This is a genomic window from Streptomyces sp. x-19, from assembly GCF_046549115.1.
GTDB classification, from domain to species: Bacteria; Actinomycetota; Actinomycetes; order Streptomycetales; family Streptomycetaceae; genus Streptomyces; species Streptomyces albulus_C.
This window is the reverse complement of the sequence record NZ_JAJPWK010000010.1, coordinates 142028-162024: the sequence shown is the minus strand read 5'-3', so window position 1 is coordinate 162024 and position 19997 is coordinate 142028. Positions and strand designations below refer to the sequence as shown.

Sequence of the window (19997 nt, the reverse complement as noted above, 5' to 3'; positions counted from 1 at the left end):
TTGAGCCCATGAGCACGACTGAACTTGCACCCGGAGCGAACCTCGCTGCCCTCCGCAAGGCGCGTGGGTGGTCTCAGGCACTGCTGGCCAGGAAGGCCAACATCTCGGTCTCGCTCCTGTCCAAGGTTGAAATCGGGGACAGGACCCTGACGCCTGCCGTCGCGGCTGCCTTGGCCAAGCCCTTGGGGTTGGCCATGGCCGAAGTGCTGGGCAAAGCGGCCGTTGCACAAGATGCGGAAGCGCACCTGTCAGCGCTGCGTTCGGCGGTAAGGGACTACGACTTGCCGGGAGGGCAAGAAGTCCACGGCGACCAAATTGGGGCCGCGCTGGAGACAGTTGGGCGGCTCCGGGATGACGTGCAGGTAACTCGGCTCCTGGCAATGCTTCCGAAGCTACTCAGGGACGCCACGGAGCACGCTCACACCGCCAACACGGCGGAAGCCTGGGCCGCGCTATCCGACGTCTACAGCACCGTCTACTGGCTGGCCGCTCGGCATCGTTGGATGGACATGGCGGAGCTGGCCGTGACGCGACAGCGATGGGCTGTTGAGCAGCGAACCAATCCTTTGGGTACGGCTCTTGCTGCACGGGACCGAGCCGGGGCCTACCTGAACGGCGGGGATTTTGAGGGCGGGCTTGTGATCGTCGATCGTGCGATTGCAGCAGCTCAGAGCAGCCTGGCAGGGCAGGAACGCGCGTTTGCCATCGGTGTGCTGAATCTCCGAGGCATGACACTGGCCGGGCGGCTCAACGATAAAGCCGAGGGGAAGCGCGAGGCTGAGCGGCATATTGCCTCTGCGGCTGCGGCGGCCGAGTGGTTCGATCGAGACTGGAACCGCCATCACATGATCTTTGGCCCCCAAAACACAGCCACCCACGTATTGGCCACCCGGCTGGACCTGGGCAAGCCCCGTGAGGCACTACGCGCTGCGGAGGACATCGACACCATCCTTGAGGGGTTGCCGCCCACGCGCATCGCTCCGACCCGTATCAACATGGCACGGGCGCAGCTCGATATCGGGGACCGTGACGGGGCGCTGGAAAACCTGACGGTCGCCTGGGATGTGGCTCCCCAGATGGCACGGATCCACCCCATGGGACGGGAGGTGTTCCGGGTCGTGTCGTCCCTGCACCGACGCAGCAACCCGGAGCTGGTCAGGCTTTCCAAGCTCTCTGGGATCGCGCTCTGATCCATGGTTGGTCACGTGACCAACGCATGACCAACAGCGGTCCGAATCGGCCCGAAACAGGGGGAATGCATGACCAACGACAGTCGTCAACTCTGTGGCGTGTCGCGTACGTTCCCGCAGGTCAGCTAGCTAATATGCTGGTGCCCGAGTGGAGAGTTCAAGTCCCCCCTCGGACACCACATGGCACAGGCCCTGGATCTTCGGATCCGGGGCCTGTTGTCGTTCTGGCGCCTTCCGCCGCCGCCTCCTCGGGGCCCCGCCGGGCGTGCGGAATTTCCGGTGCGGGGGCGCGGGGCCCCTGCGTAGGGTGCCTCCGATCATGGACGGTGAGAGGGGTGCGCGGGGTGTTGATCTTTGATGCGGACGACACGTTGTGGGAGAACAACGTGATCTTCGAGCGGGTGATCGACGAGTTCACGGGGTGGCTGGCGGGGCCGGGGCTGGACCGGGCGGCGGTGCGGGCGGTGCTCGACGGGATCGAGGCGGCGAACGCGGTGACGCTGGGGTACGGGAGCAGGGTGTTCCTGCGGAGCCTCGGGGAGTGCGTGGAGCGGGTGCGGGGGCGGGCGGCCACCGCGGCGGAGCGGAGCCGGATCGCGGGGTGGGAGGCGGCGTTCGCGGGCGATCACGTGGAGTTGATGCCGGGGGTGGCCGAGACGTTGGCGGAGCTGGCGGGGCGGCACGAGTTGCTGCTGCTGACCAAGGGGGACCAGGCGGAGCAGCAGCGGAAGGTGACCGCTTCGGGGCTGACCGGGCACTTCCGCGGGGTGCACATCGTGCCGGAGAAGGACGTCGCCACGTACGAGGAGCTGACGCGGGCCTACGGGTTGGTGCCGGAGCGGACGTGGATGATCGGGAACTCCCCGAAGTCGGACATCCTGCCGGCCCGGTCGGCAGGGCTGAACGCGGTGTTCATCCCGCACGTCCACACCTGGGTGCTGGAGCACGAGGAGGTGGATCCGGACGATGCGAAGGTGCTGCGGTTGGCGGAGTTCGGGGAGTTGGTGCGGCACTTCTAGGGCGCGGCCCGCAGGTCCGCCGGCCGCCGCCGGGCGCGCGGCCGTCCCCGTGCGGGGCGGTCGTGGGCCCGGCGGCGGCCCGTGCGGTCACAGCGGGTCGGCGGCGGTGAGCGTGTCGGAGGTGAGGGTCAGCCAGCGGGTGAGCCCGAGTTCGCGGAGGAAGCGGGGGTCGTGGCTGACCACGAGGAGGGCGCCTTCGTAGGAGTGGAGGGCGGTGACCAGGCGGCGGACGGAGGACATGTCGAGGTTGTTGGTCGGTTCGTCGAGGAGGAGGAGTTGGGGGGCGGGTTCGGCGAGCATCAGGGCGGCCAGGGCGGCCCGGAAGCGTTCGCCGCCGGAGAGGGTGCCGGCCCGTTGGTCGGCGCGGGCGCCCTTGAAGAGGAAGCGGGCGAGGCGGGCGCGGATGCGGTTGTTGGTGGCTTCCGGGGCGTAGTGGGCGACGTTCTCGACGACGGTGAGGTCGGGGTCGAGGACCTCGTCGAGGCGTTGTGGGAGGAAGCGGTGCGGGACGTGGAGGGCGGCGGTGCCGACGGCCGGCGGGAGTTCGCCGGTCAGGGTGCGGAGCAGGGTGGTCTTGCCTGAGCCGTTACGGCCGGTGAGGGCGATCCGTTCGGGTCCGCGCACCTCCAGGTCGGCGCGGGTGCCGTGGCGGGTGCGCAGGCCGGTGAGGGTGAGGACGGTGCGGCCCGGCGGGACCGCGGTGTGCGGGAGGTCGATGCGGATCTCGTCGTCGTCGCGGACGGCTTCGGTGGCCTCGTCGAGGCGGCCCTTGGCCTCCTGGAGGCGCTCGGTGTGCAGGGTGCGGTGTTTGCCGGCGGAGACCTGGGCCTCCCGCTTGCGGGCGTTCATGATGATCTTGGGTTCGCGCTTCTGGGCGTACATCTTGTTGCCGTAGCGGACCCGGCGGGCCAGTTTGACGTGGGCGTCGGCGAGTTCGCGCTGCTGTCGGGCGACGTCGGCCTCGGCGGCGCGGACCGTCCGTTCGGCCGCCTCCTGCTCGACGGCGAGGGCCTGTTCGTAGGCGGTGAAGTTGCCGCCGTACCAGTGGACTTCCCCGTCGCGGAGGTCGGCGATCCGGTCGACGCGTTCGAGGAGTTCGCGGTCGTGGCTGACCACGAGGAGGACGCCGGACCAGGCGGTGACCGCGTCGTGGAGGCGGCGGCGGGCGGGCAGGTCGAGGTTGTTGGTGGGCTCGTCGAGGAGGAGTACGTCGGGGCGGCGGAGCAGGAGGGCGGCCAGGCGGAGCAGGACGGACTCGCCGCCGGAGACCTCGCCGATGGTGCGGTCGAGGTCGAGGGCGGACAGGCCGAGTTGGGCGAGGGTGGCGCGGGCGCGCTCCTCGACGTCCCAGTCGTCGCCGACGGCGGTGAAGTGCGCTTCGCTCGGGTCGCCGGCCTCGATGGCGTGCAGGGCGGTGCGGGTGGCGGCGATGCCGAGGGCCTCGTCGACCCGGAGGTGGGTGTCGGGCGCGGCGTGCTGTGGGAGGTAGCCGACCTCTCCGACGGTCTTGACGCTGCCGCCGGTGGGGGTGAGTTCGCCGGCGATGAGCTTCAACAGGGTGGACTTTCCCGAGCCGTTGAGGCCGACCAGGCCGGTGCGGCCGGGGCCGACGGAGAACTGGAAGCCGTTCAGGACCGGGGTGCCGTCGGGCCAGGCGAAGTCGGTGCGGGTGCAGACGACGGCCGCGGCGGGGGTGGTGGCGGGCTTTGACATGCGGGTCTCCTGGGAGGTGTGCGCGGGGTGGGGTGGTGCGTGCGCAGGGAGACACCGCGGCAGTGCCGGGGTTCGGGTACGCCGTGCGTACGCCGAGGTCGGGGACGGGCCACGCGGGGTGCGGATCGCGGAGCGATTCGCCGGGCGCGGGCGCGGTGTCTTCCGGACCTCAGACGAGCAACGGCCTTCTCCTGTCGGGAGGGAGCCCCGCCGGGCGATGCCGGGCGGGGTGGACGGACACGACCGTAAGGGGTGGCGGGCGGGAAGGCAAACGCTATTTTTGTTGCGTTTACCTTCCCGCCCGGGCCCCCGTCAGAGGGCGCGCAGGCGGACCCGGGCCGGACCGGTCGCCTGGAGGGTGATGCCGGCGGCGACCGGCACGTCCTGGTCGACGGCCGTCAGCTCGTGGGAGCGCAGCAGGGTCGCCAGCGCCAGGACGGACTCCAGCATCGAGAAGTGCTGGCCTATGCAGGCGCGCGGGCCGCCGCCGAACGGGAACCAGGCGTAGCGGTGGCGCTCCGCCTCGCGTTCGGGGGCGAAGCGGTCCGGGTCGAACCGCTCGGGGTCCTCCCACAGGCCCGGGTGGCGGTGGGTGACCCACGGGGCGACGACGACGTCGGCGCCGGCCGGGAGGCGGTGGCCGGCGACCTCGGTGGCCTCGACGGCGCGACGGCCCACGACGGCGGCCGCCGGGTAGAGCCGCATGGCCTCCTTGAACGCCTGGGTGAGCCGCGGGAGTCGGTCCAGGTCGGCGGCGGTGGGCGTGCGGTCGCCGAGGACGCGGGTGAGTTCGGCGCGGATCCGGGTCTGCTCGGCGGGGTGCCGGGCGAGCAGGTGGAGGGCGAAGGCCATGGAGGTGGCGGTGGTCTCGTGGCCGGCCAGGAGGAAGATCAGGACCTGTTCGCGGACCTCGGTGGCGTCGAGGGTGCCGTCCTCCTCGTTGCCGGCCGCGACGAGCAGGGAGAGCAGGTCGTTGTGGTCCGGGGTGGCGGCGGTGCCGGTGGCGGAGGCGGTGCGGCGTTCGGCGATGATCCGGTCGCACAGCGCGTTGAGTTCGGTGGTGACCTTGCGGTGGGTGAGGTTCCTGGGGGTGGGCCAGTCGCGGGGGACCTTCAGGGGGGTGTAGGCGCGCCGGACCACGTAGTCGTTGATGACGGGGGCGCAGCGGTGGATGGTGTCCACCGCGGCCTCCACGTCGAGGCCGAAGAGGATCCGGGCGACGGTGCGCAGGGCGAGCCGGTTCATCTCGGCGACGAGGTCGACCACGTCGCCCTCGGCGGACCGCCAGCGGGCGGTGACCGCGTCGGCCTCGGTGGTCACGGCCGCGGCGTAGCCGTCGACCCGGCGCTTGGTGAACAGCGGTTGCACCAGCCGGCGCTGTCGGAGGTAGTCGTCGTCCTGGCTGGTGAGCAGGCCGTTGCCGAACGACTGGCGGACCTCTTCGTAGAGCGGGTGGTCCTTGCGGAAGTTGGCGGCCTGGGTGCCGAGGACCTGCTGGACGCCCTCGGGCGCGAAGACGGCGTAGAAGACGCTGCGCAGTCCGGGTGGGCCGGCCTCCAGGCGGACCACGTCGCCGTGTTCGCGCTGGGCCTTTAAGAAGGCGCCCAGGGAGTCGCGGCGGAGGTCGAGCAGCGAGCCGATCACGGGGAGGCCCGCGGGGCCGGGTATCGCGGTCGGGCGGGGCTGCCGGGAGGCCCGCTCCGCTTCGGGGTCGGCCGGAGTCGGTGAATTGGTCAGGGACATGCCCCGATTCCTATCCAGGAACGGGCCTGGGAATGTCGTGCGCTGCCGTGGTGTGCGCAACGGGCGGGGCGGGGGCGGCGCCCCGGGGTGGCGGGATCGGTGGCCGGGGACCGGTGGGTGGTGCAGGGCGGGCACGTAGCATGGCCGGATGATCGAAAAGCGGGCCGGACGGGCGGGGCGGGCCACCGCGCAACAGTGCCGGGTGACCGTCTGCCGCGGCTGCTGCTGCGGGGACGCGGCGAAGATCCCGGGGGTCGACCACGCCGGGCAGATACCCCGGTTGCGGGCGGCGCTGGACGGGGCGGCGCCGGTCCGGGCCTCGGAGTGCCTGGACGTCTGCGACCAGGCGAACGTGGTCGTGGTGCAGCCCTCGGCGGCCGGGCGGGCCGCGGGCGGCCGACCGGTATGGCTGGGACTGGTCAACGACGACGACGCGCTGGCCGACATCGCCGCCTGGATACGGGCCGGCGGGCCGGGCCTCGCCGAGCCGCCCGGCGTCCTGGACCTGTACGCGCTGACGGTCTCCCGCCGGGTGCGGGAACAGCTGGAGAAGTAGCCGGCGCCCCGGGGCGGGGCCGGCCCCGGCGCGCGGCGGCGCGCGGGCGGGTGTTGGCTGGAGGTATGAGCCCTCGCCTGATGGCGCGCCCCCGGACGCGCCGCCCGGGCCCGGCGGGCTGAGCCGTGCCCCGCGCGACGCCGCCCGTTCCCCCGGCCGGCTCCCCCGGGCCGCCGCACCGCGTCCTGGTCGTCGTGGACGACCCGGCCGTCGCCACGGCGGTCACCGCCGCGCTCGCCGGCGCCGGCCACACCACCGCGTACGCCACCGACGGCTTCACCGCGCTGGAACTGGCCGCCGACTTCCACCCGCACGCCGTGGTCCTCGATCCGGCGTTGCCGGGCATCGAGGCGCTCCGCCTGCGGCGCCGGTTGCGGCGCAGCGGTGACGGGGCCGCGGTCCTCCTGGTGCCGTTGACCGGGCCCGCCGGCACGGCGGCGGAAGCCGCGGAGCCGGCCGGGGCCGGGCCGGTGGGTGCGCGGGAGTCGGTGGCGCGGGTGGCGGCGGCGCTGCACGGGGCCGGCAGGGCGACCCCGGCCGGCGGGGCGCCGGTGCTGCGGGTCGGTGAGCTGAGCGCGGACCCCGGAACGGGGCGGGCCGCCCGCGCCGGCCGGGAACTCGCCCTCACCTCCCACGAGTTCGCGCTGTTGGCGTTCCTGATGCGGCACCCCGGGCGGGTCTTCTCGCGGGAGCAGTTGCTGCGCCGGGTGTGGGGGCGGGACTTCGGCGACCTGTCGACGGTGGCGGCGCGGGTGGCGGCGCTGCGTGCGGAGGTGGACCGGGAGCCGGCCGCGGCGCGGCTGCTGACGGAGGTGTGGGGCGCCGGCTACCGCTTCGATCCCGGGGGCGGTGAGGTGGTGGGGGTGCCCGAGGACGCGCTGGTCGGCGAGCCGGCTCCGATGGGCGGTGCGCCGCGGGACGTGCGGCAGTACGGGTGAGGCTCCTCGACGGGGCGGCGCGGCCGGGCCGGTGCGGACCGCCGGGCCGCGGTGCGTTCAGGAGCGGGCGAGCAGGTCGGCGGCGGGACCGTCGGCGTCCCCTACCGACGGGCGGGACGGCAGGTCGCGGGCGGTGCGGACCGGGGAGGCGACGAGGATCAGGGCGGCGAGCGGAACGCCGGCGGTGGTGATCCACAGGGCCGGACGGACGCCGAGCGCCGCGCCCAACGCGCCGCCGAGCAGGGCGCCGAGGGGCAGCGTGCCGTAGTTGAGGAAGGCGGCGCTGGCGGTGACCCGGCCGAGCAGCGCGGGCGGGCAGTACGCCTGCTGGAAGCCCGCCTTGAGGACGTTGCCGCCGACCACGCCAGCGGAGACGCCGAAGCTGCCGACCACGAACAGTGCGGCGCCGGGCCCAGCGGTGGCGAGCGGGATCAGCAACGCCATTACGGGCAGGCCGAGTTCGAAGACCAGGGTGGCCCGAGCGGTGCCGATCCGGGCGGCGACGCGACGGACGGCGAAGGCGCCCGCGATGCCGCCAGTGCCGGCCACCGCCAGCAGGGTCCCGACGGTGCCGGGCGACAGTCCGACCTCGCGGACCAGGAAGACCGGCAGGATCGACTGGTACCCGATCAGGGACAGGTTGGAGGCGGCGCCGAAGAGCGTCAGGGTGCGCAGCCAGACGTCCCCGGACACCCACCGCAGCCCCTCGGCGACCTCGGCGCGCAGGGGCCGCCGGGCGCGCCCACCGGCGCCGGTCGGCCGCGGCTCCCGGTGCCGGATGCCCGACAGGCACAGCAGGGAGACCAGGAACGTGGCCGCGTTGGCCAGCAACCCGTTGGCGGCGCCGGCGAGTTGCACCAGGAAGCCGCCCGCGCCCTGCCCGGCGAGCTGCGCCGCCGAGGCGCTGCCGTGCAGTTTGGCGTTGCCCTCGGCCTGGTCGGCGGGGGCGAGGAGGCCGGGGAGGTAGGCGCTGTACGCGGTCTGGAAGACGACGGCGGCGCCGCCGCTCAGCAGGGCCGCGCCGGTCAACAGCGCGAGGCTGAGCCCGCCGCACCAGGCGATGACCGGGACGGCGGCGAACACCACCGCAGAGAGCGCGGCGGCGCCCACCATGAGCGGGCGGCGGCGCACCCGGTCCACCCAGACCCCGACCGGCAGCCCGATCAGCAGCCAGGGCAGCCAGCCGCAGGCACTCAGTGCGCCGACCGAGAAGGTGTCGGCGCCCAGCGCGGCGACGGCGGTCAGCGGCATCGCCACCCCGGTGACCGCGGCGCCGAACTTGCCCGCGGTCTCGCCGCACCAGAGCAGCCGGAAGTCCCGGTGGCGACGGAGCAGGCCGCTCATGACCCGGTCCGCCCGTCGTCCCCGGCCCGGCCCGGGCCGGGCCTGCGGGGGAAGGACTGGAGTTGGACGATGACGGGCCGCGCGGCCGACGCACCGGGAGCCGCGGGCGCCTCGCGGTCCGGGTCGGCCTGCGCGGCGGCGGCCCGGTGCCGGAGCACGACCTGTTCCAACTCGCGGTTCATGGCGGCGAGTTGGTCGGGCGTCAGGGTCAGGTCGGGCCACTGCGCGACCATGCCGGCGTCCTTCCACTCCGGGCCCCAGTCCTCGGCGAGGTAGCCGGTGACCTGCTGGAAGTGCTGCTGGACGAGTTCGTGGACGTAGAGCGCCAGCGGGCCGCGGGCGTCCGGGTCGTCGCGGAAGTCGGTGGTGTTCAGCTGACGGGAGACCGGCACCGCCCGCCACCAGCGCTCGCGCTTGGTGCCGCGGCCGGTCTCCTCCTCGATGAAGTCGTGGTCGGCGAGGTGGCGGAGGTGCCAGCTGACCGTGCCGGTGTTCTCGCCGAGCCGGCGGGCCAGGCCGGTGGCGGTGTCCGGTCCGTCGAGGGTGAGCAGTTCCAGGATGCGCATCCGCAGCGGGTGGGCGAGGCCGCGCAGGCTGCGGGCGTCCATCCGACGGGTGGGGCGGGGCGCGGGCGGTGGCTCTTCGGGGCGGGCGTCGTCGTGGGTCATGGCGTCAGCGTAGAGATGCAGAGAGTTCTCTGCATAGGTTTCTCTGCAAAGCTCTCCCTGGAATTGGCGGGGCGACGGCGGGGGCGAGGTGCTTCGGGGGGCGCAGGCCGGGGCGGGGCGACCGGCTCCGCGGGCGGTGGTGCCGCACGGAGGACCGCCGGTGGTACAGACGGGTACGCGCGAGAATGGCGGGGTCGAGGGACGCGTTTCGGCCATCGCGGCTGACTATCCTCGGGCGCATCCCCCGCCCCGCGCGATACGAGGTGTGCGACGTGACGGTGATCCTGCTCGCCCTTGCCGCGGCATGCTGTCTGGGCACCGGGTTCGTCTTCCAGCAGCTCGCGGCCCAGCACGCCCCGCCACAGGACTACCTCTCCTTCCGACTGCTGCTCGACCTGGTCCGGATGCCCCGGTGGGTGGCCGGGATCGCGCTGATGGTGGCGGGGATGGCGCTGGGCGCGGTGGCGCTGGGGATGGGGGACATCACCCTCGTCGAACCGTTGATGGCGACCAACCTGCTGTTCGCGATGGCGCTGGCCCGGCGGGTCTCCCGGCAGCGCCTGGGCCGCAGCGGCTGGGCCGGCCTGTTGCTGTTGGCGGGCGGGGTGACCGCGTTCATCGTGGCCGGGCAACCACACGGCGGGCACAACAGCGAGGTGGGCCAGTTGGCCCAGTGGCTGATCATGGGCGGGGTGTCGTCCACCGCCCTGGTGCTGGCGGCGGTCGCCAAACGGGAGCGGGTGCACGTCAGCCTGGAGGCCGCGCTGCTCGGCGTGGCGGCCGGGCTGCTCTACGGCCTCCAGGACGCGCTGACCCGGATCAGCGGGCTGCGGTTCACCGCGGGCGGCTGGCACGCGCTGCTGACGAGTTGGCAGCCGTACGCGATCGTGGTGCTGGGGGTGGTGGCGCTGGTGCTGGTGCAGAGCGCCTTCGAGTCGGCGCCGCTGCGGATGTCGCTGCCGGCGCTGACCGCCGCCCAGCCGCTGGCCGGGATCCTCTGCGGGGTGGGTTTCCTGGGCGACCAGCTCCGGGTGACGACCGGGGCACTGGCCTTCCAGGCGGCCGGCATCGCCGCGGTGGTGGCGGGAATCGTCCTGATCGGCAGCCATCCGGCCATGCCGCCGGGGGCCGGGCCCAGCAGCGCGGCGCAGGAGTGCCCGCCGCGCTGAGCACGGGCGACTCCCCCGCCGCAACGCGCCCCGACGACCGTGCCGGGCCGCACGGCCTCCAGGCCCGCCCGAGGGCCCGCCGACACGCCCGTCGGGAAACTTCCGACGCCCCCTTCCCGGTTTATTAATGTCGGGCATTAGAATCGGGGGCATGCCCAGGACATCAGGCCCCGAGACCCGGGAGAAGCTGATCCGTGCCGCCGAGGAAGTCTTCGCGGCGCAAGGCGTGGACGGTGCGCAGATCCGCGACATCGTCACGCTGGCCGGCCAGAACAACCCGTCGGCGGTGCAGTACCACTTCGGCTCCCGGGCCGGACTGCTGGACGCCGTCATGTCCGGCCGACTGGCCCGTACGGAGGCGGCCCTGGCGCCGCTGCTGGCCGCGGCCGCGGCCGCGGACGACGGACCGGCGCTGCGGGAGTTGATCGCGCTGCTGGTGACCGCCGAGGCCACCGAGCTGCGGACCGACCAGGGCCGACGCTGCCTGCGGATCTCCGCGCAGCTCAGCCACGAGAGCGGGGTCCGCACCCGGGTCCCGCACCCGACGCTCGCCGGCACCGCGTACTGGCGGTTGATCTGCCGGGTCGAGGAGGCGCTGGCCGCCGCCGGACTGCCGGAGGCGGTGCGGCTGGAGCGGCTGGACCTCGCGCTGACGCTGATCGGCGCGGGCATGGCCGACCGGGCCCGGCACTACCTGGACGGTGCCGCACCCCTGACGGGCGAGGAACTGTTCCTCGCCGACCTCACCGGGACGACGACCGCGTTCCTGCTCGCCGCCGCCCCCAGAACCGAAGGAGTTCCCCATGAGTGAGCCCATCAAGGCGGCCCCCGCCGCGGACCTGAGCGGCAAGACCGTGATCCTCACCGGCGCGGCCCGCGGGCTGGGCGCCGCGGCCGCCGAACAGGCCGTCGCGGCCGGCGCCAACGTCGTCCTCACCGACGTCCTCCAGGAGGAGGGCACCGCGACCGCGGCCCGGCTGGGCGAGCGGGCCCGCTTCCTGGCCCACGACGTGACCTCCGAGGAGGACTGGCAGCGGGTCGCGGACTTCGCGGTGGCGGAGTTCGGTGGCATCGACGGACTGGTGAACAACGCCGGGATATCGACCGGGGCGCCCCTGGAGACGGTCTCGGTCGACTTCTTCCGCAAGGTCCTCGACGTCAACCTCACCGGCGTCTTCATCGGCATGAAGACCGTGCAGCCGGCGATGAAGGAGCGCGGCGCCGGGTCGATCGTGAACATCTCCTCCGCGGCCGGGCTCATGGGCCTGGCGATGACCGGCGGCTACGGCGCGTCGAAGTGGGGCGTCCGCGGGTTGACCAAGATCGGCGCGGTGGAGTGGGGCACCGCCCGGGTCCGGGTGAACTCGGTGCACCCCGGAATGACCTACACCCCGATGACCGCCCAGGTCGGCATCCAGGTGGGCGAGGGCAACTACCCGAACACCCCGATGGGCCGGGTCGGCGAGGCGCACGAGATCGCCGGTGCGGTGGTCTTCCTGCTCTCCGACGCCGCCTCGTACATCACCGGCGCCGAGCTGGCGGTGGACGGCGGCTGGACCACCGGCCCGACCGTGAAGTACGTCATGGGGCAGTGAGCCTGCTGCCCGTGGCGGCGCGCCCCGGCAGGTGCGCGGGCCGCCACGGGTGGTTGCATGGCCCCATGACCGATCACCCACCGCACACCGCGCAGGCGCCGCTCAACGCGGACGAAGTCCTCGATGTCGTCGACGAGCAGGACCGGGTCGTGGGGCAGGCCCCACGGGCGGAGACGTACGCCCGCCGGCTGCGCACCCGGTGCGCGTTCGTCCTGGTCCGGGACGCCGACGACCGGGTGTTCGTCCACCGGCGGACGCCGCAGAAGCTGGTGTTCCCCTCGCACTACGACATGTTCGTGGGCGGCGTGGTGGGCACTGGGGAGACGTACGACGAGGCGGCCCTGCGGGAGGCCGAGGAGGAACTGGGGGTGTCCGGACTGCCGCGTCCGGAGCCGCTGTTCCGCTTCCTGTACGAGACGCCCGAGCACACCTGGTGGTCCGCGGTCTACCAGGTGCGCTGCACACTGCCGGTGGCGCCCCAGGAGTCGGAGATCGACTGGCACGCCTTCCTGCCGGAGGAGGAGCTGGCCCGGCAGTTGGACGCGTGGGCGTGGACCCCGGACGGGCTGGCCGCGTACCGGGAACTGCTCGCCCGGCGGGCGGCCGGGGAGGTCTGATCCGATGGGCCCCGGGCTCCGACTGTGGTTCTTCCCGGAGCGGGTGCGCGAGGAGGGCACCACACCCGACTACCGCTTCTCGCTCGCCAACGAACGCACCTTCCTCGCCTGGCTGCGCACCGGACTGGCGCTGATCGGCGGGGGCTTCGCGGTCGACCAGTTCCTGCCCCGGCTGCACGGCAGCCTGCGGCTCGCCTTCACCGTCGTCCTGCTGGTCGGCGGGGCGCTGTGCGCCCTGCGGGCGGTCAACCACTGGGTGCGCTGCGAGCGCGCGATGCGGCGCGGCGAGGACCTGCCGCTCTCCCGCTTCCCCACCGTGCTGGCACTGTGCGTCGCAGGGCTCGCGGTGGCGGTGGTGGCGTTGACGCTGCTCGGCCGGACCGACTAGCGGGGGCCGGGGCGATGGGCGCACCCGGGGAGGCCGGGCGGAGCGGCGGGGCGTCGCGGCCGGTCGCGGACCGGGACCCCGGACTCCAGCCGGAGCGGACGAGGTTGGCGTGGCGGCGGACGGTGCTGTCGGCCGCCGTGGCGGCGGTGCTGGCCGGCCGGCAGGTGCTGCGCGGTGGCGCGCCGGGCCCGGTCGAGGCGGTGCTCATGGTGCTGGTGGCGCTGCTGTGGTGGGCGTTCGCGGTCGTCGCGCACCGCCGGATGCGGGCGCTGACGGCCGGCCGCCCGGCCGCCCTGTCGCCACGCCCGGCCCTCCTGGTGGCCGGCTGCACGGTCGGACTGGCGGTGTGCGGAGCGGCACTGCTGGCGCCGGGACGGTGAGGTCGGGCCCGCAGGTACCGTTACGAGTGCCGCGCGGCAGACGGATCGTCACGGCGGGGCCGCACGGCACCGCGCCGGCGCCGGACCCGACCAGCGACGACGACGTCCGCGCGGGACCGAACCACCCCCCACCCGAAAGCGGGACATGACGGACCACCAGCACGCTCCGGAGACCGCCGCCGACACCGACGGCGACCTCCCCGAGCCCTACCTCACCGAACTCGCCCCAGGCGTGCACGCGTTCATCCAGCCGGACGGCGGCTGGTGCCTGAACAACGCGGGCTTCGTCACCGACGGCACCGCCACCCTGGTCGTGGACACCGCCGCCACCGAGCGCCGGGCCCGGCTGCTGCGCCGCCGGATCGCGGAGAGCGGCGCCCCCACCCCGAGGACCCTCGTCAACACCCACCACCACGGCGACCACACCTACGGCAACGGCGTGTTCACCCCCGAGGCGACGGTCATCGGACACGCGGCCTGCCGCCGGGAGTTGCTGGCCGCCGGCCACCAACTGCACGCGGTGTGGCCCGAGGTGCCGTACGGCGACATCGTCCTGACCCCGCCGGAGGTCACCTTCGAGGACCGGCTGACGGTGCACGCCGGCGACGTCGAGGTGCAGCTGATCCACCCGGGGGTGGCGCACACGCCCGGCGACACCATCGTCTGGCTGCCGCAGCAGCGGGTGGTGTTCACCGGGGACCTGATCTTCAACGGGGGCACCCCGTTCCTCTTCATGGGCTCGCTGACCGGGTCGCTGCGGGCGATCGAGGTACTGCGGTCGCTGGGCGCGGAGACGGTCGTGCCCGGACACGGTCCGGTGGCCGGACCGGAGGTCTACGACGAGGTCGAACGGTACCTGCGGTTCGTCGCGGAGCTGGCCCGTACGGGGCGGGCGGCCGGGCGGACGCCGCTGGAGGTGGCCCGGGAGGCCGAGCTCGGCGCGTTCGCGGAGCTGAAGGAGCACGAGCGGCTGGTGGCCAACCTCCTGCGGGCGTACGCGGAGCTGGACGGGGCGGCGCCGGGCGCGCCGCTGGACGCGGTGGCCGGGTTCGGGGCGATGGCGGAGTTCAACGGCGGGGTGCCGCCGGCCTGCCACGCCTGAGCCGGCCGGGGCGGGCGCGGGGTGGCGCAAACGCATCGGGTGACCGACGCCCCACGGACGGACACTGGACGCCATACCGACTAGTCGGCATGATCAGGCGGGACGGGCCCGCCGGCCCTGGACCGTCCGACCGTCCACTCCGTACGGAGGAAGCACGATGAGCAACGGCACCCCGCCCCCGCCGGCCGCCGGAAAGGCACCCCCCGGCCTCGATCCGGAGCGCCTGCGGGAGCACCTGGACCGGGAGCGGCCGGGCCTGGTCTCCGGGCCGCTCGGCGCGCAGCTGATCGAGGGCGGGCGCTCCAACCTCACCTACCGGGTCACCGACGGCACCGCCTCCTGGGTGGTCCGCCGCCCGCCGCTCGGCCACGTGCTGGCCACCGCGCACGACATGCGGCGCGAGCACCGGGTGATCAGCGCACTGCACGACACCGCGGTGCCGGTGCCGGAGGCGCTGCTGCTGTGCACGGACGAGTCCGTCATCGGCGCGCCGTTCTACGTGATGGAGCTGGTGGCGGGCACCCCGTACCGGACCGTGGAACAGCTGGCCCCGCTCGGGCCGGAGCGGACCCGGGCGGTGGTGCTGTCGCTGGTCGACACGCTGGTGGAACTGCACGCGGTGGATCCGGCGGCGGCCGGGCTGGGCGACTTCGGGCGCCCGGACGGCTTCCTGGAGCGCCAGTTGCGGCGCTGGGGCAAGCAGCTGGCGGCCTCCAAGAACCGCGACCTGCCCGGCATCGACGCGCTCCACGAGGGGCTGGGCCGGGCCCTGCCCACCTCCCCCGCGCCGACCGTGGTGCACGGCGACTACCGGCTGGACAACGTCCTGGTGGGCGCCGGCGACACCCTCACCGCGGTGCTGGACTGGGAGATGTCCACGCTGGGCGACCCGTTGACCGACCTCGGGCTGCTGGCGATGTACTGCACCGACCTGGGCCTGCCCGGGTCGCCGGTCAGCACCACCAGCGGTGCACCGGGCCACCCCGACCCGGACGAGCTGATCGCCCGCTACGCCGAGCGCTCCGGCCGGGACGTCGGACGGATCGCCTGGTACACCGCCTTCGCGTGGTTCAAGCTCGCGGTGATCCTCGAAGGCATCCACTACCGCTACACGCTCGGCCAGACGGTCGGCGCGGGCTTCGACCGGATCGGCGAGTTGGTGCCCGTCTTCATCGACCGCGGACTGACCACCCTCAAGGAAGGCTGAGGCACCGATGGACTTCGCATTCGACGCCCGTACCGAGGAACTGCGCGCCCGGCTCGACGCGTTCATGACCGACCGGGTGTACCCGGCGGAACGGGTCGCGGACGAGCAGCGGGCCTCGCTGGCCTCGCCGTGGGACACCCCGCAGGTGGTGGAGGACCTCAAGGCCGAGGCGCGCCGGCAGGGCCTGTGGAACCTCTTCCTGCCGGACGCGGAGCACGGCGCGGGGCTGACCAACCTCCAGTACGCACCGTTGGCCGAGATCACCGGCCGCAGCCCGCAGTTGGCGCCGACCGCACTGAACTGCGCGGCACCGGACACCGGCAACATGGAGGTGCTGGCGCAGTTCGGCGACGACGAGCAGAAGAAGCGGTGGCTGGAGCCGCTGTTGGCGGGTGAGATCCGCTCGGCGTTCGCGATGACCGAGCCGGAGGTCGCCTCGTCGGACGCCACCAACATCGAGACCCGCATCGAGCGGGACGGCGACGACTACGTCATCAACGGCCGCAAGTGGTACATCTCCGGGGCCATGAACCCGCTGTGCCGGATCTTCATCGTGATGGGCAAGACCGACCCGGACGGCGCGGACCCGCGCCGCCAGCAGTCGATGGTGCTGGTGCCTCGGGACACCCCCGGCCTGACCGTCAAACGCGCCATGCAGGTCTACGGCTACGAGGACCACTACCACGGCGGGCACGCGGAGGTCGTCTTCGAGGACGTCCGGGTGCCGGTGGGCAACCTCATCGGCGAGGAGGGCGGTGGCTTCGGCATCGCGCAGGCGCGGCTCGGGCCCGGCCGGATCCACCACTGCATGCGGCTGATCGGGATGGCCGAGCGGGCGATCGAGCTGATGTGCCGGCGGGCGGTGGACCGTACGGCGTTCGGCAAGCCGCTGGCCCAGCAGGGCGTGGTCCAGGAGTGGATCGCGGACGCCCGGGTGGCGGTGGAGCAGCTGCGGCTGCTGGTGCTGAAGACCGCGTGGCTGATGGACACCGTCGGCAACAGGGGCGCGCACACCGAGATCCAGGCCATCAAGATCGCCACTCCGCGCACGGTGGTGGACATCCTCGACAAGGCGGTGCAGCTGCACGGCGCGGGCGGCGTCAGCCAGGACTTCCCGCTGGCCGAACTGTGGGCCGCCGCCCGGACGCTGCGGCTGGCCGACGGCCCCGACGAGGTGCACCAGCGCTCACTGGCACGGCGTGAGCTGAAGCGGTACCTGTAGGGCGGGGGTATTCCGGGGAACGTGCCCGTTACGGTCGCAGGGCCCGCAGGAGGAGTCCGGCCAGGTGGTCGGCGACCTGCTGGGGGCTCAGCGGCCCGTCCTCGCGGTACCAGGTGCCCAGGTGGTGCACCGAACCGAAGTGGTAGTCGACGACCAGGTCGGCGGGGACGTCCGCGCTGAACACCCCGGTGTGCTGGCCCTCTTCGATCAGCGCCCGGAACCGCTCGTGGTAGCGCCGCCGTTCGGCCCGCACCTGCTTGTCCTTCTCCGGGCTGAGGTGGTGCATCGAGCGGAAGAAGATCTTCGTGTCGTCGAGGTTCTCGATGGTGGTGACCACCACGTCGGCGGCGGCGTCCCGCAACCGCTGCTCCACCGGCGCGTCGGCGTCCGCGAACCGGTCCAGCCGCTCCTGCTGGAGCCGCAGCACCCGCCCGTAGACCTCGTGGAGCAGGTCCTCCTTGGAACCGAAGTAGTGGTACAGGGCGCCCTTGGTGACGCCCGCCGCGTCCACGATCTCCTGGACCGAGGTGCGGTCGTAGCCCTGCTCCGCGAAGAGCCTGGTGGCGGTGGCCAGCAGTCGTTGCGCGACGGGCTTCGCCGCGCCGCCGCCGTTGCTGGCGCCTTCCTTGATGCCGGCCATCGCTCTCACCTGTTCCTTACGTGCGTCCGTCATGCGCGCTGGCGCAGCTCCCGTCGGAGGATCTTGCCACTCGCGGTCTTGGGCAGCTCCGGCAGGACCTCCACCACACGGGGGTATTTGTAGGCCGCGAGTCGTTCCTTGCAGTAGGCGGCGAGTTCCTCCGGGGCGGGGCAGGCGCCCGGGCGGAGACTGACGTACGCCTTGACGGTCTCCCCGCGGTAGGGGTCGGGCACCCCGACGACGGCGGCCTCGCGCACCGCGGGATGGGTGTAGAGGACGTCCTCGACCTCGCGGGGCCAGACCTTGAAACCGGCCGCGTTGATCATGTCCTTCTTGCGGTCGACGACGTAGAGCCAACCGTCGCGGTCCATGAACCCGATGTCGCCGGTGCGCAGTTCACCGTCCGGGAGGGTCTCGGCAGTGGCGTCCGGCCGGCGCCAGTACCCGGGCACGACCTGCGGACCGCGGACCGCGATCTCGCCCTGCTCCCCGAACGGCAGGTCACGGCCGGCGTCGTCGACGATCCGCACGACGGTGTCCGGGCCCGGGACGCCCACCGCGAGGGTGCCGGAGACCTTGTCGACGGGGGCCCGGCGCCCCGGCGGGACGCTGGCGCAGGGCGCGGTGCACTCGGTCAGGCCGTAGCCGTTGTGCACGTACGGCCCGAAGTCGGCGCGGAACCTCTCGACCAGGGCCGGCGGCAGCGGTGCGCCACCGGAGCTCATGCAGTGGAAGGAGGCGAAGTGGCCGGGGGTGACGTCCGGGTGGGCCATCAGCGCCATGTAGGCGGTGGACGGGCCGACGGTGAAGGCCGGCCGGTGCTCCAGGAAGGCGTCCAGGACGGTGCCGGCCTCGAAGCGGTAGGCCAGCGCCAGGGTGCCGACGGTGGCGAGGCAGGCGGCGAACTCGCAGACCATGCCGGTGATGTGGAAGAGGGGGGCGAGGGCGAAGTAGGTGGCGCCTTCGGGGAGGCCGAGGCCGGTGCGCTGCCGTTCGGCGTTGTAGCTGATGTTGCCGTGGGTGTTGATGGCGCCCTTGGGGGTGCCGCTGGTGCCGGAGGTGTAGCTGATGAGCGCGGTGTCGGTGGCGTCCGGCTCCGGAACGGCGGGCGCCGGTCCGCCGGTGCGGGCGGCGGCGAGCAGGTCGTCCGCGCCGTCCTGGGGGCCGGCGGGCGCGCCGCGCAGCACGCGGGCGTCGTGGCGGTCCTGCAGCCCGCGTTCGTCGGCGGTCAGCGCGATGCGGACCGAGGGCGTCCGGGCGGTGGTGGCGCGCAGGTGGTCCGCCCAGATGCGGTCCGCACACAGGACGGCGGTCACCTCGGCGTCCTCCAGGATGTGCCGGGTCTCCGCCGTCTTGTACATGGGGTTGACCGGGACGACCACGCCGCCGGCCTTCCAGACCGCGAGCACCGCGAGCACGAAGTGCGGGGTGTTCTGGAGCATGACCACGGCCCGGTCGCCGGGCCGGAAGCCGCGGGCCGCCAGGTGGCCGGCGAGGCCGTCGGAGAGCGCGTCGGCCTCGGCGTAGGAGATCCGGCCGTCGAAGTAGGCGAGCGCGGTGCGGTCGGGGGCGCGGCGGACCGCGGTGCGGAAGGTGTGCAGCGGGGAGGGCGGCGGCTGGACGGGGGCGCGTTGGGCGGCGGTGAGCAGGGCCAGCCACGGCTTGTCCTGGTAGGTGGTCACCGGGTCTCCCCCTCGCGCGCCTCCAACTTCTGCTGGAGGTGGTTCATTCCGGACAGCCAGCGGTCCGGGTCGGCGGCCCGGGCGGTGACGTAGTCGGCGACCTCCGGGTGCGGCAGGACCAGGAAGCGGCGGTCGGCCATGGCGGTGAAGAGCGCGTCGGCGACGGCGTCCGGTTCGATGGCGGTCGGGGTCAGGACGAGGTCGCCGGCGACGCCGGTGGCGGCCAGCATGTCGGTGCGCACGCCCTGCGGGCAGATGGCGTGCACGTCGATGCCGCGGTGGCGGTAGGTCAGCGACAGCCACTCGGCGAAGGCGTACGCGCCGTGCTTGGTGACGCTGTAGGGCGCCGCGGCGACCATGGTGAGCAGGCCGGCCGCGGACACCGTGGAGACGAACCGGCCGCTGCCGCGCGCCAGCCACTCCGGGAGCAGCTCGCGGGCGGCCCGCACGTGGGCCATCACGTTGACGTCCCAGGCCAGCGCCCAGTCGTCCTCGGGGGCCTCGGGTCCGCCGCCGGTGCCGACCCCGGCGTTGGCGCAGAAGACGTCGATGGTGGAGCCGAGCGCCTCGCGGGCCGGGCCGACGATGCCGGAGGCGTCGCCGGGGACCGCGACCGCCCCGATCTCCTCGGCGGTCTTGCGGGCCTTGGCCTCGTCCAGGTCGTTGACCACGACCCGGGCGCCCTCGGCGGCGAACCGGCGGGCCAGTGCGGCGCCGATCCCCCCGCCCGCTCCGGTCACGACAACGGCCTTGTCCCGTACGACTGCCACGCTGCGTCTCCCTCGGTCGTCGCCCTGGCCCACCCGTTCGCCGGGTGCCGGCAG

At 73.5% G+C, this 19997-nt stretch carries 20 protein-coding genes; 13 read left to right on the top strand and 7 right to left on the bottom strand.

All coding sequences use genetic code 11. The features are described from left to right. Window positions 1–8: 8 nt before the first annotated feature. Complete coding sequence (locus ACLJT4_RS23565; protein ID WP_411124866.1) at window positions 9–1190, top strand: helix-turn-helix domain-containing protein; 1182 nt, start codon at window positions 9–11, stop codon at window positions 1188–1190. A 335-nt stretch (window positions 1191–1525) separates the two neighbouring features. Continuing rightward, on the top strand, window positions 1526–2209 hold the full coding sequence (locus ACLJT4_RS23560; protein WP_411124864.1) for an HAD family hydrolase: 684 nt from the start codon (window positions 1526–1528) through the stop codon (window positions 2207–2209). A gap of 87 nt (window positions 2210–2296) precedes the next feature. On the opposite strand, the gene ACLJT4_RS23555 is transcribed toward ACLJT4_RS23560, so the two are convergent. Together ACLJT4_RS23555 and ACLJT4_RS23550 are read right to left on the bottom strand one after the other, a co-directional pair. Then, window positions 2297–3922: an ABC-F family ATP-binding cassette domain-containing protein gene (locus tag ACLJT4_RS23555; RefSeq protein WP_411124862.1), complete on the bottom strand. Its 1626-nt coding sequence runs from the start codon at window positions 3920–3922 to the stop codon at window positions 2297–2299. Window positions 3923–4234: 312 nt separating this feature from the next. After that, window positions 4235–5665, bottom strand: a complete 1431-nt coding sequence (locus ACLJT4_RS23550; protein ID WP_411124860.1) for a cytochrome P450 — start codon at window positions 5663–5665, stop codon at window positions 4235–4237. Window positions 5666–5813: 148 nt separating this feature from the next. Here ACLJT4_RS23550 and ACLJT4_RS23545 point away from each other — a divergent pair, with 148 nt between their 5' ends. Further along, the gene (locus ACLJT4_RS23545) at window positions 5814–6221 is read left to right on the top strand and encodes a (2Fe-2S) ferredoxin domain-containing protein (protein ID WP_411124859.1); all 408 of its coding nucleotides are present in this window, start codon (window positions 5814–5816) and stop codon (window positions 6219–6221) included. 125 nt (window positions 6222–6346) lie between these two features. Further along, window positions 6347–7159 (top strand): response regulator transcription factor, encoded by an 813-nt coding sequence (locus ACLJT4_RS23540; RefSeq protein ID WP_411124857.1) that lies wholly within the window; start codon window positions 6347–6349, stop codon window positions 7157–7159. 57 nt (window positions 7160–7216) lie between these two features. Here the strand turns inward: ACLJT4_RS23540 and ACLJT4_RS23535 are convergent, their stop codons facing one another. Next, a complete protein-coding gene (locus ACLJT4_RS23535) occupies window positions 7217–8503 on the bottom strand; it encodes an MFS transporter (RefSeq protein WP_411124855.1) in 1287 nt (428 codons plus the stop codon). Further along, window positions 8500–9111, bottom strand: a complete 612-nt coding sequence (locus ACLJT4_RS23530; protein ID WP_411125008.1) for a helix-turn-helix domain-containing protein — start codon at window positions 9109–9111, stop codon at window positions 8500–8502. Before ACLJT4_RS23530 ends, ACLJT4_RS23535 begins: the two co-directional genes overlap by 4 nt. Before the next feature lie 332 nt (window positions 9112–9443). On the opposite strand from ACLJT4_RS23530, the gene ACLJT4_RS23525 reads away from it, so the two are divergent. The 9 genes from ACLJT4_RS23525 (at window position 9444) to ACLJT4_RS23485 (ending at window position 16851) form a co-directional block, all read left to right on the top strand. Next, entirely contained in the window at window positions 9444–10340 is an 897-nt protein-coding gene (locus tag ACLJT4_RS23525) for a DMT family transporter (RefSeq protein WP_016575377.1), read from the top strand. Between the two features lie 151 nt (window positions 10341–10491). After that, window positions 10492–11151 carry a TetR/AcrR family transcriptional regulator gene (locus ACLJT4_RS23520; RefSeq protein ID WP_411124853.1) on the top strand — a complete coding sequence of 220 codons (660 nt, stop codon included), beginning with the start codon at window positions 10492–10494 and terminating at the stop codon, window positions 11149–11151. Further along, complete coding sequence (locus tag ACLJT4_RS23515; RefSeq protein WP_411124851.1) at window positions 11144–11935, top strand: glucose 1-dehydrogenase; 792 nt, start codon at window positions 11144–11146, stop codon at window positions 11933–11935. The genes ACLJT4_RS23520 and ACLJT4_RS23515 overlap by 8 nt, the downstream gene beginning before the upstream one ends. Before the next feature lie 65 nt (window positions 11936–12000). Next, window positions 12001–12552, top strand: a complete 552-nt coding sequence (locus ACLJT4_RS23510; RefSeq protein ID WP_411124849.1) for an NUDIX domain-containing protein — start codon at window positions 12001–12003, stop codon at window positions 12550–12552. Window positions 12553–12556: 4 nt separating this feature from the next. Continuing rightward, window positions 12557–12940 (top strand): YidH family protein, encoded by a 384-nt coding sequence (locus ACLJT4_RS23505; RefSeq protein WP_233658066.1) that lies wholly within the window; start codon window positions 12557–12559, stop codon window positions 12938–12940. 14 nt (window positions 12941–12954) lie between these two features. Continuing rightward, window positions 12955–13320, top strand: coding sequence for a DUF202 domain-containing protein (locus ACLJT4_RS23500; protein WP_411124847.1), 366 nt, complete (start codon window positions 12955–12957; stop codon window positions 13318–13320). 145 nt (window positions 13321–13465) lie between these two features. Next, window positions 13466–14422 carry an MBL fold metallo-hydrolase gene (locus ACLJT4_RS23495; RefSeq protein ID WP_016573478.1) on the top strand — a complete coding sequence of 319 codons (957 nt, stop codon included), beginning with the start codon at window positions 13466–13468 and terminating at the stop codon, window positions 14420–14422. 157 nt (window positions 14423–14579) lie between these two features. After that, the gene (locus ACLJT4_RS23490; protein WP_275465358.1) at window positions 14580–15629 is read left to right on the top strand and encodes a phosphotransferase family protein; all 1050 of its coding nucleotides are present in this window, start codon (window positions 14580–14582) and stop codon (window positions 15627–15629) included. A gap of 7 nt (window positions 15630–15636) precedes the next feature. After that, entirely contained in the window at window positions 15637–16851 is a 1215-nt protein-coding gene (locus ACLJT4_RS23485; protein ID WP_411124844.1) for an acyl-CoA dehydrogenase family protein, read from the top strand. A gap of 28 nt (window positions 16852–16879) precedes the next feature. Here ACLJT4_RS23485 and ACLJT4_RS23480 read toward each other — a convergent pair whose 3' ends face one another. Genes ACLJT4_RS23480 through ACLJT4_RS23470 form a run of 3 tightly spaced genes read right to left on the bottom strand, consistent with a single transcriptional unit; the run spans window position 16880 to window position 19943 of the window. Then, window positions 16880–17491 (bottom strand): TetR/AcrR family transcriptional regulator, encoded by a 612-nt coding sequence (locus tag ACLJT4_RS23480; RefSeq protein WP_038518492.1) that lies wholly within the window; start codon window positions 17489–17491, stop codon window positions 16880–16882. Between the two features lie 29 nt (window positions 17492–17520). After that, on the bottom strand, window positions 17521–19173 hold the full coding sequence (locus ACLJT4_RS23475) for a class I adenylate-forming enzyme family protein (protein WP_411124842.1): 1653 nt from the start codon (window positions 19171–19173) through the stop codon (window positions 17521–17523). Continuing rightward, window positions 19170–19943, bottom strand: coding sequence for an SDR family oxidoreductase (locus ACLJT4_RS23470; protein ID WP_411124840.1), 774 nt, complete (start codon window positions 19941–19943; stop codon window positions 19170–19172). Before ACLJT4_RS23470 ends, ACLJT4_RS23475 begins: the two co-directional genes overlap by 4 nt. Window positions 19944–19997 lie beyond the last annotated feature (54 nt).

Bases quoted from the DNA above. Each gene is read 5' to 3' on its own strand.
- ACLJT4_RS23565 (WP_411124866.1), top strand. From the start codon at position 9: ATGAGCACGACTGAACTTGCACCCGGAGCGAACCTCGCTGCCCTCCGC.
- ACLJT4_RS23555 (WP_411124862.1), bottom strand. From the start codon at position 3,922: ATGTCAAAGCCCGCCACCACCCCCGCCGCGGCCGTCGTCTGCACCCGC.
- ACLJT4_RS23550 (WP_411124860.1), bottom strand. From the start codon at position 5,665: ATGTCCCTGACCAATTCACCGACTCCGGCCGACCCCGAAGCGGAGCGG.
- ACLJT4_RS23545 (WP_411124859.1), top strand. From the start codon at position 5,814: ATGATCGAAAAGCGGGCCGGACGGGCGGGGCGGGCCACCGCGCAACAG.
- ACLJT4_RS23535 (WP_411124855.1), bottom strand. From the start codon at position 8,503: ATGAGCGGCCTGCTCCGTCGCCACCGGGACTTCCGGCTGCTCTGGTGC.
- ACLJT4_RS23530 (WP_411125008.1), bottom strand. From the start codon at position 9,111: ATGGACGCCCGCAGCCTGCGCGGCCTCGCCCACCCGCTGCGGATGCGC.
- ACLJT4_RS23520 (WP_411124853.1), top strand. From the start codon at position 10,492: ATGCCCAGGACATCAGGCCCCGAGACCCGGGAGAAGCTGATCCGTGCC.
- ACLJT4_RS23515 (WP_411124851.1), top strand. From the start codon at position 11,144: ATGAGTGAGCCCATCAAGGCGGCCCCCGCCGCGGACCTGAGCGGCAAG.
- ACLJT4_RS23510 (WP_411124849.1), top strand. From the start codon at position 12,001: ATGACCGATCACCCACCGCACACCGCGCAGGCGCCGCTCAACGCGGAC.
- ACLJT4_RS23505 (WP_233658066.1), top strand. From the start codon at position 12,557: ATGGGCCCCGGGCTCCGACTGTGGTTCTTCCCGGAGCGGGTGCGCGAG.
- ACLJT4_RS23500 (WP_411124847.1), top strand. From the start codon at position 12,955: ATGGGCGCACCCGGGGAGGCCGGGCGGAGCGGCGGGGCGTCGCGGCCG.
- ACLJT4_RS23495 (WP_016573478.1), top strand. From the start codon at position 13,466: ATGACGGACCACCAGCACGCTCCGGAGACCGCCGCCGACACCGACGGC.
- ACLJT4_RS23490 (WP_275465358.1), top strand. From the start codon at position 14,580: ATGAGCAACGGCACCCCGCCCCCGCCGGCCGCCGGAAAGGCACCCCCC.
- ACLJT4_RS23485 (WP_411124844.1), top strand. From the start codon at position 15,637: ATGGACTTCGCATTCGACGCCCGTACCGAGGAACTGCGCGCCCGGCTC.
- ACLJT4_RS23480 (WP_038518492.1), bottom strand. From the start codon at position 17,491: ATGGCCGGCATCAAGGAAGGCGCCAGCAACGGCGGCGGCGCGGCGAAG.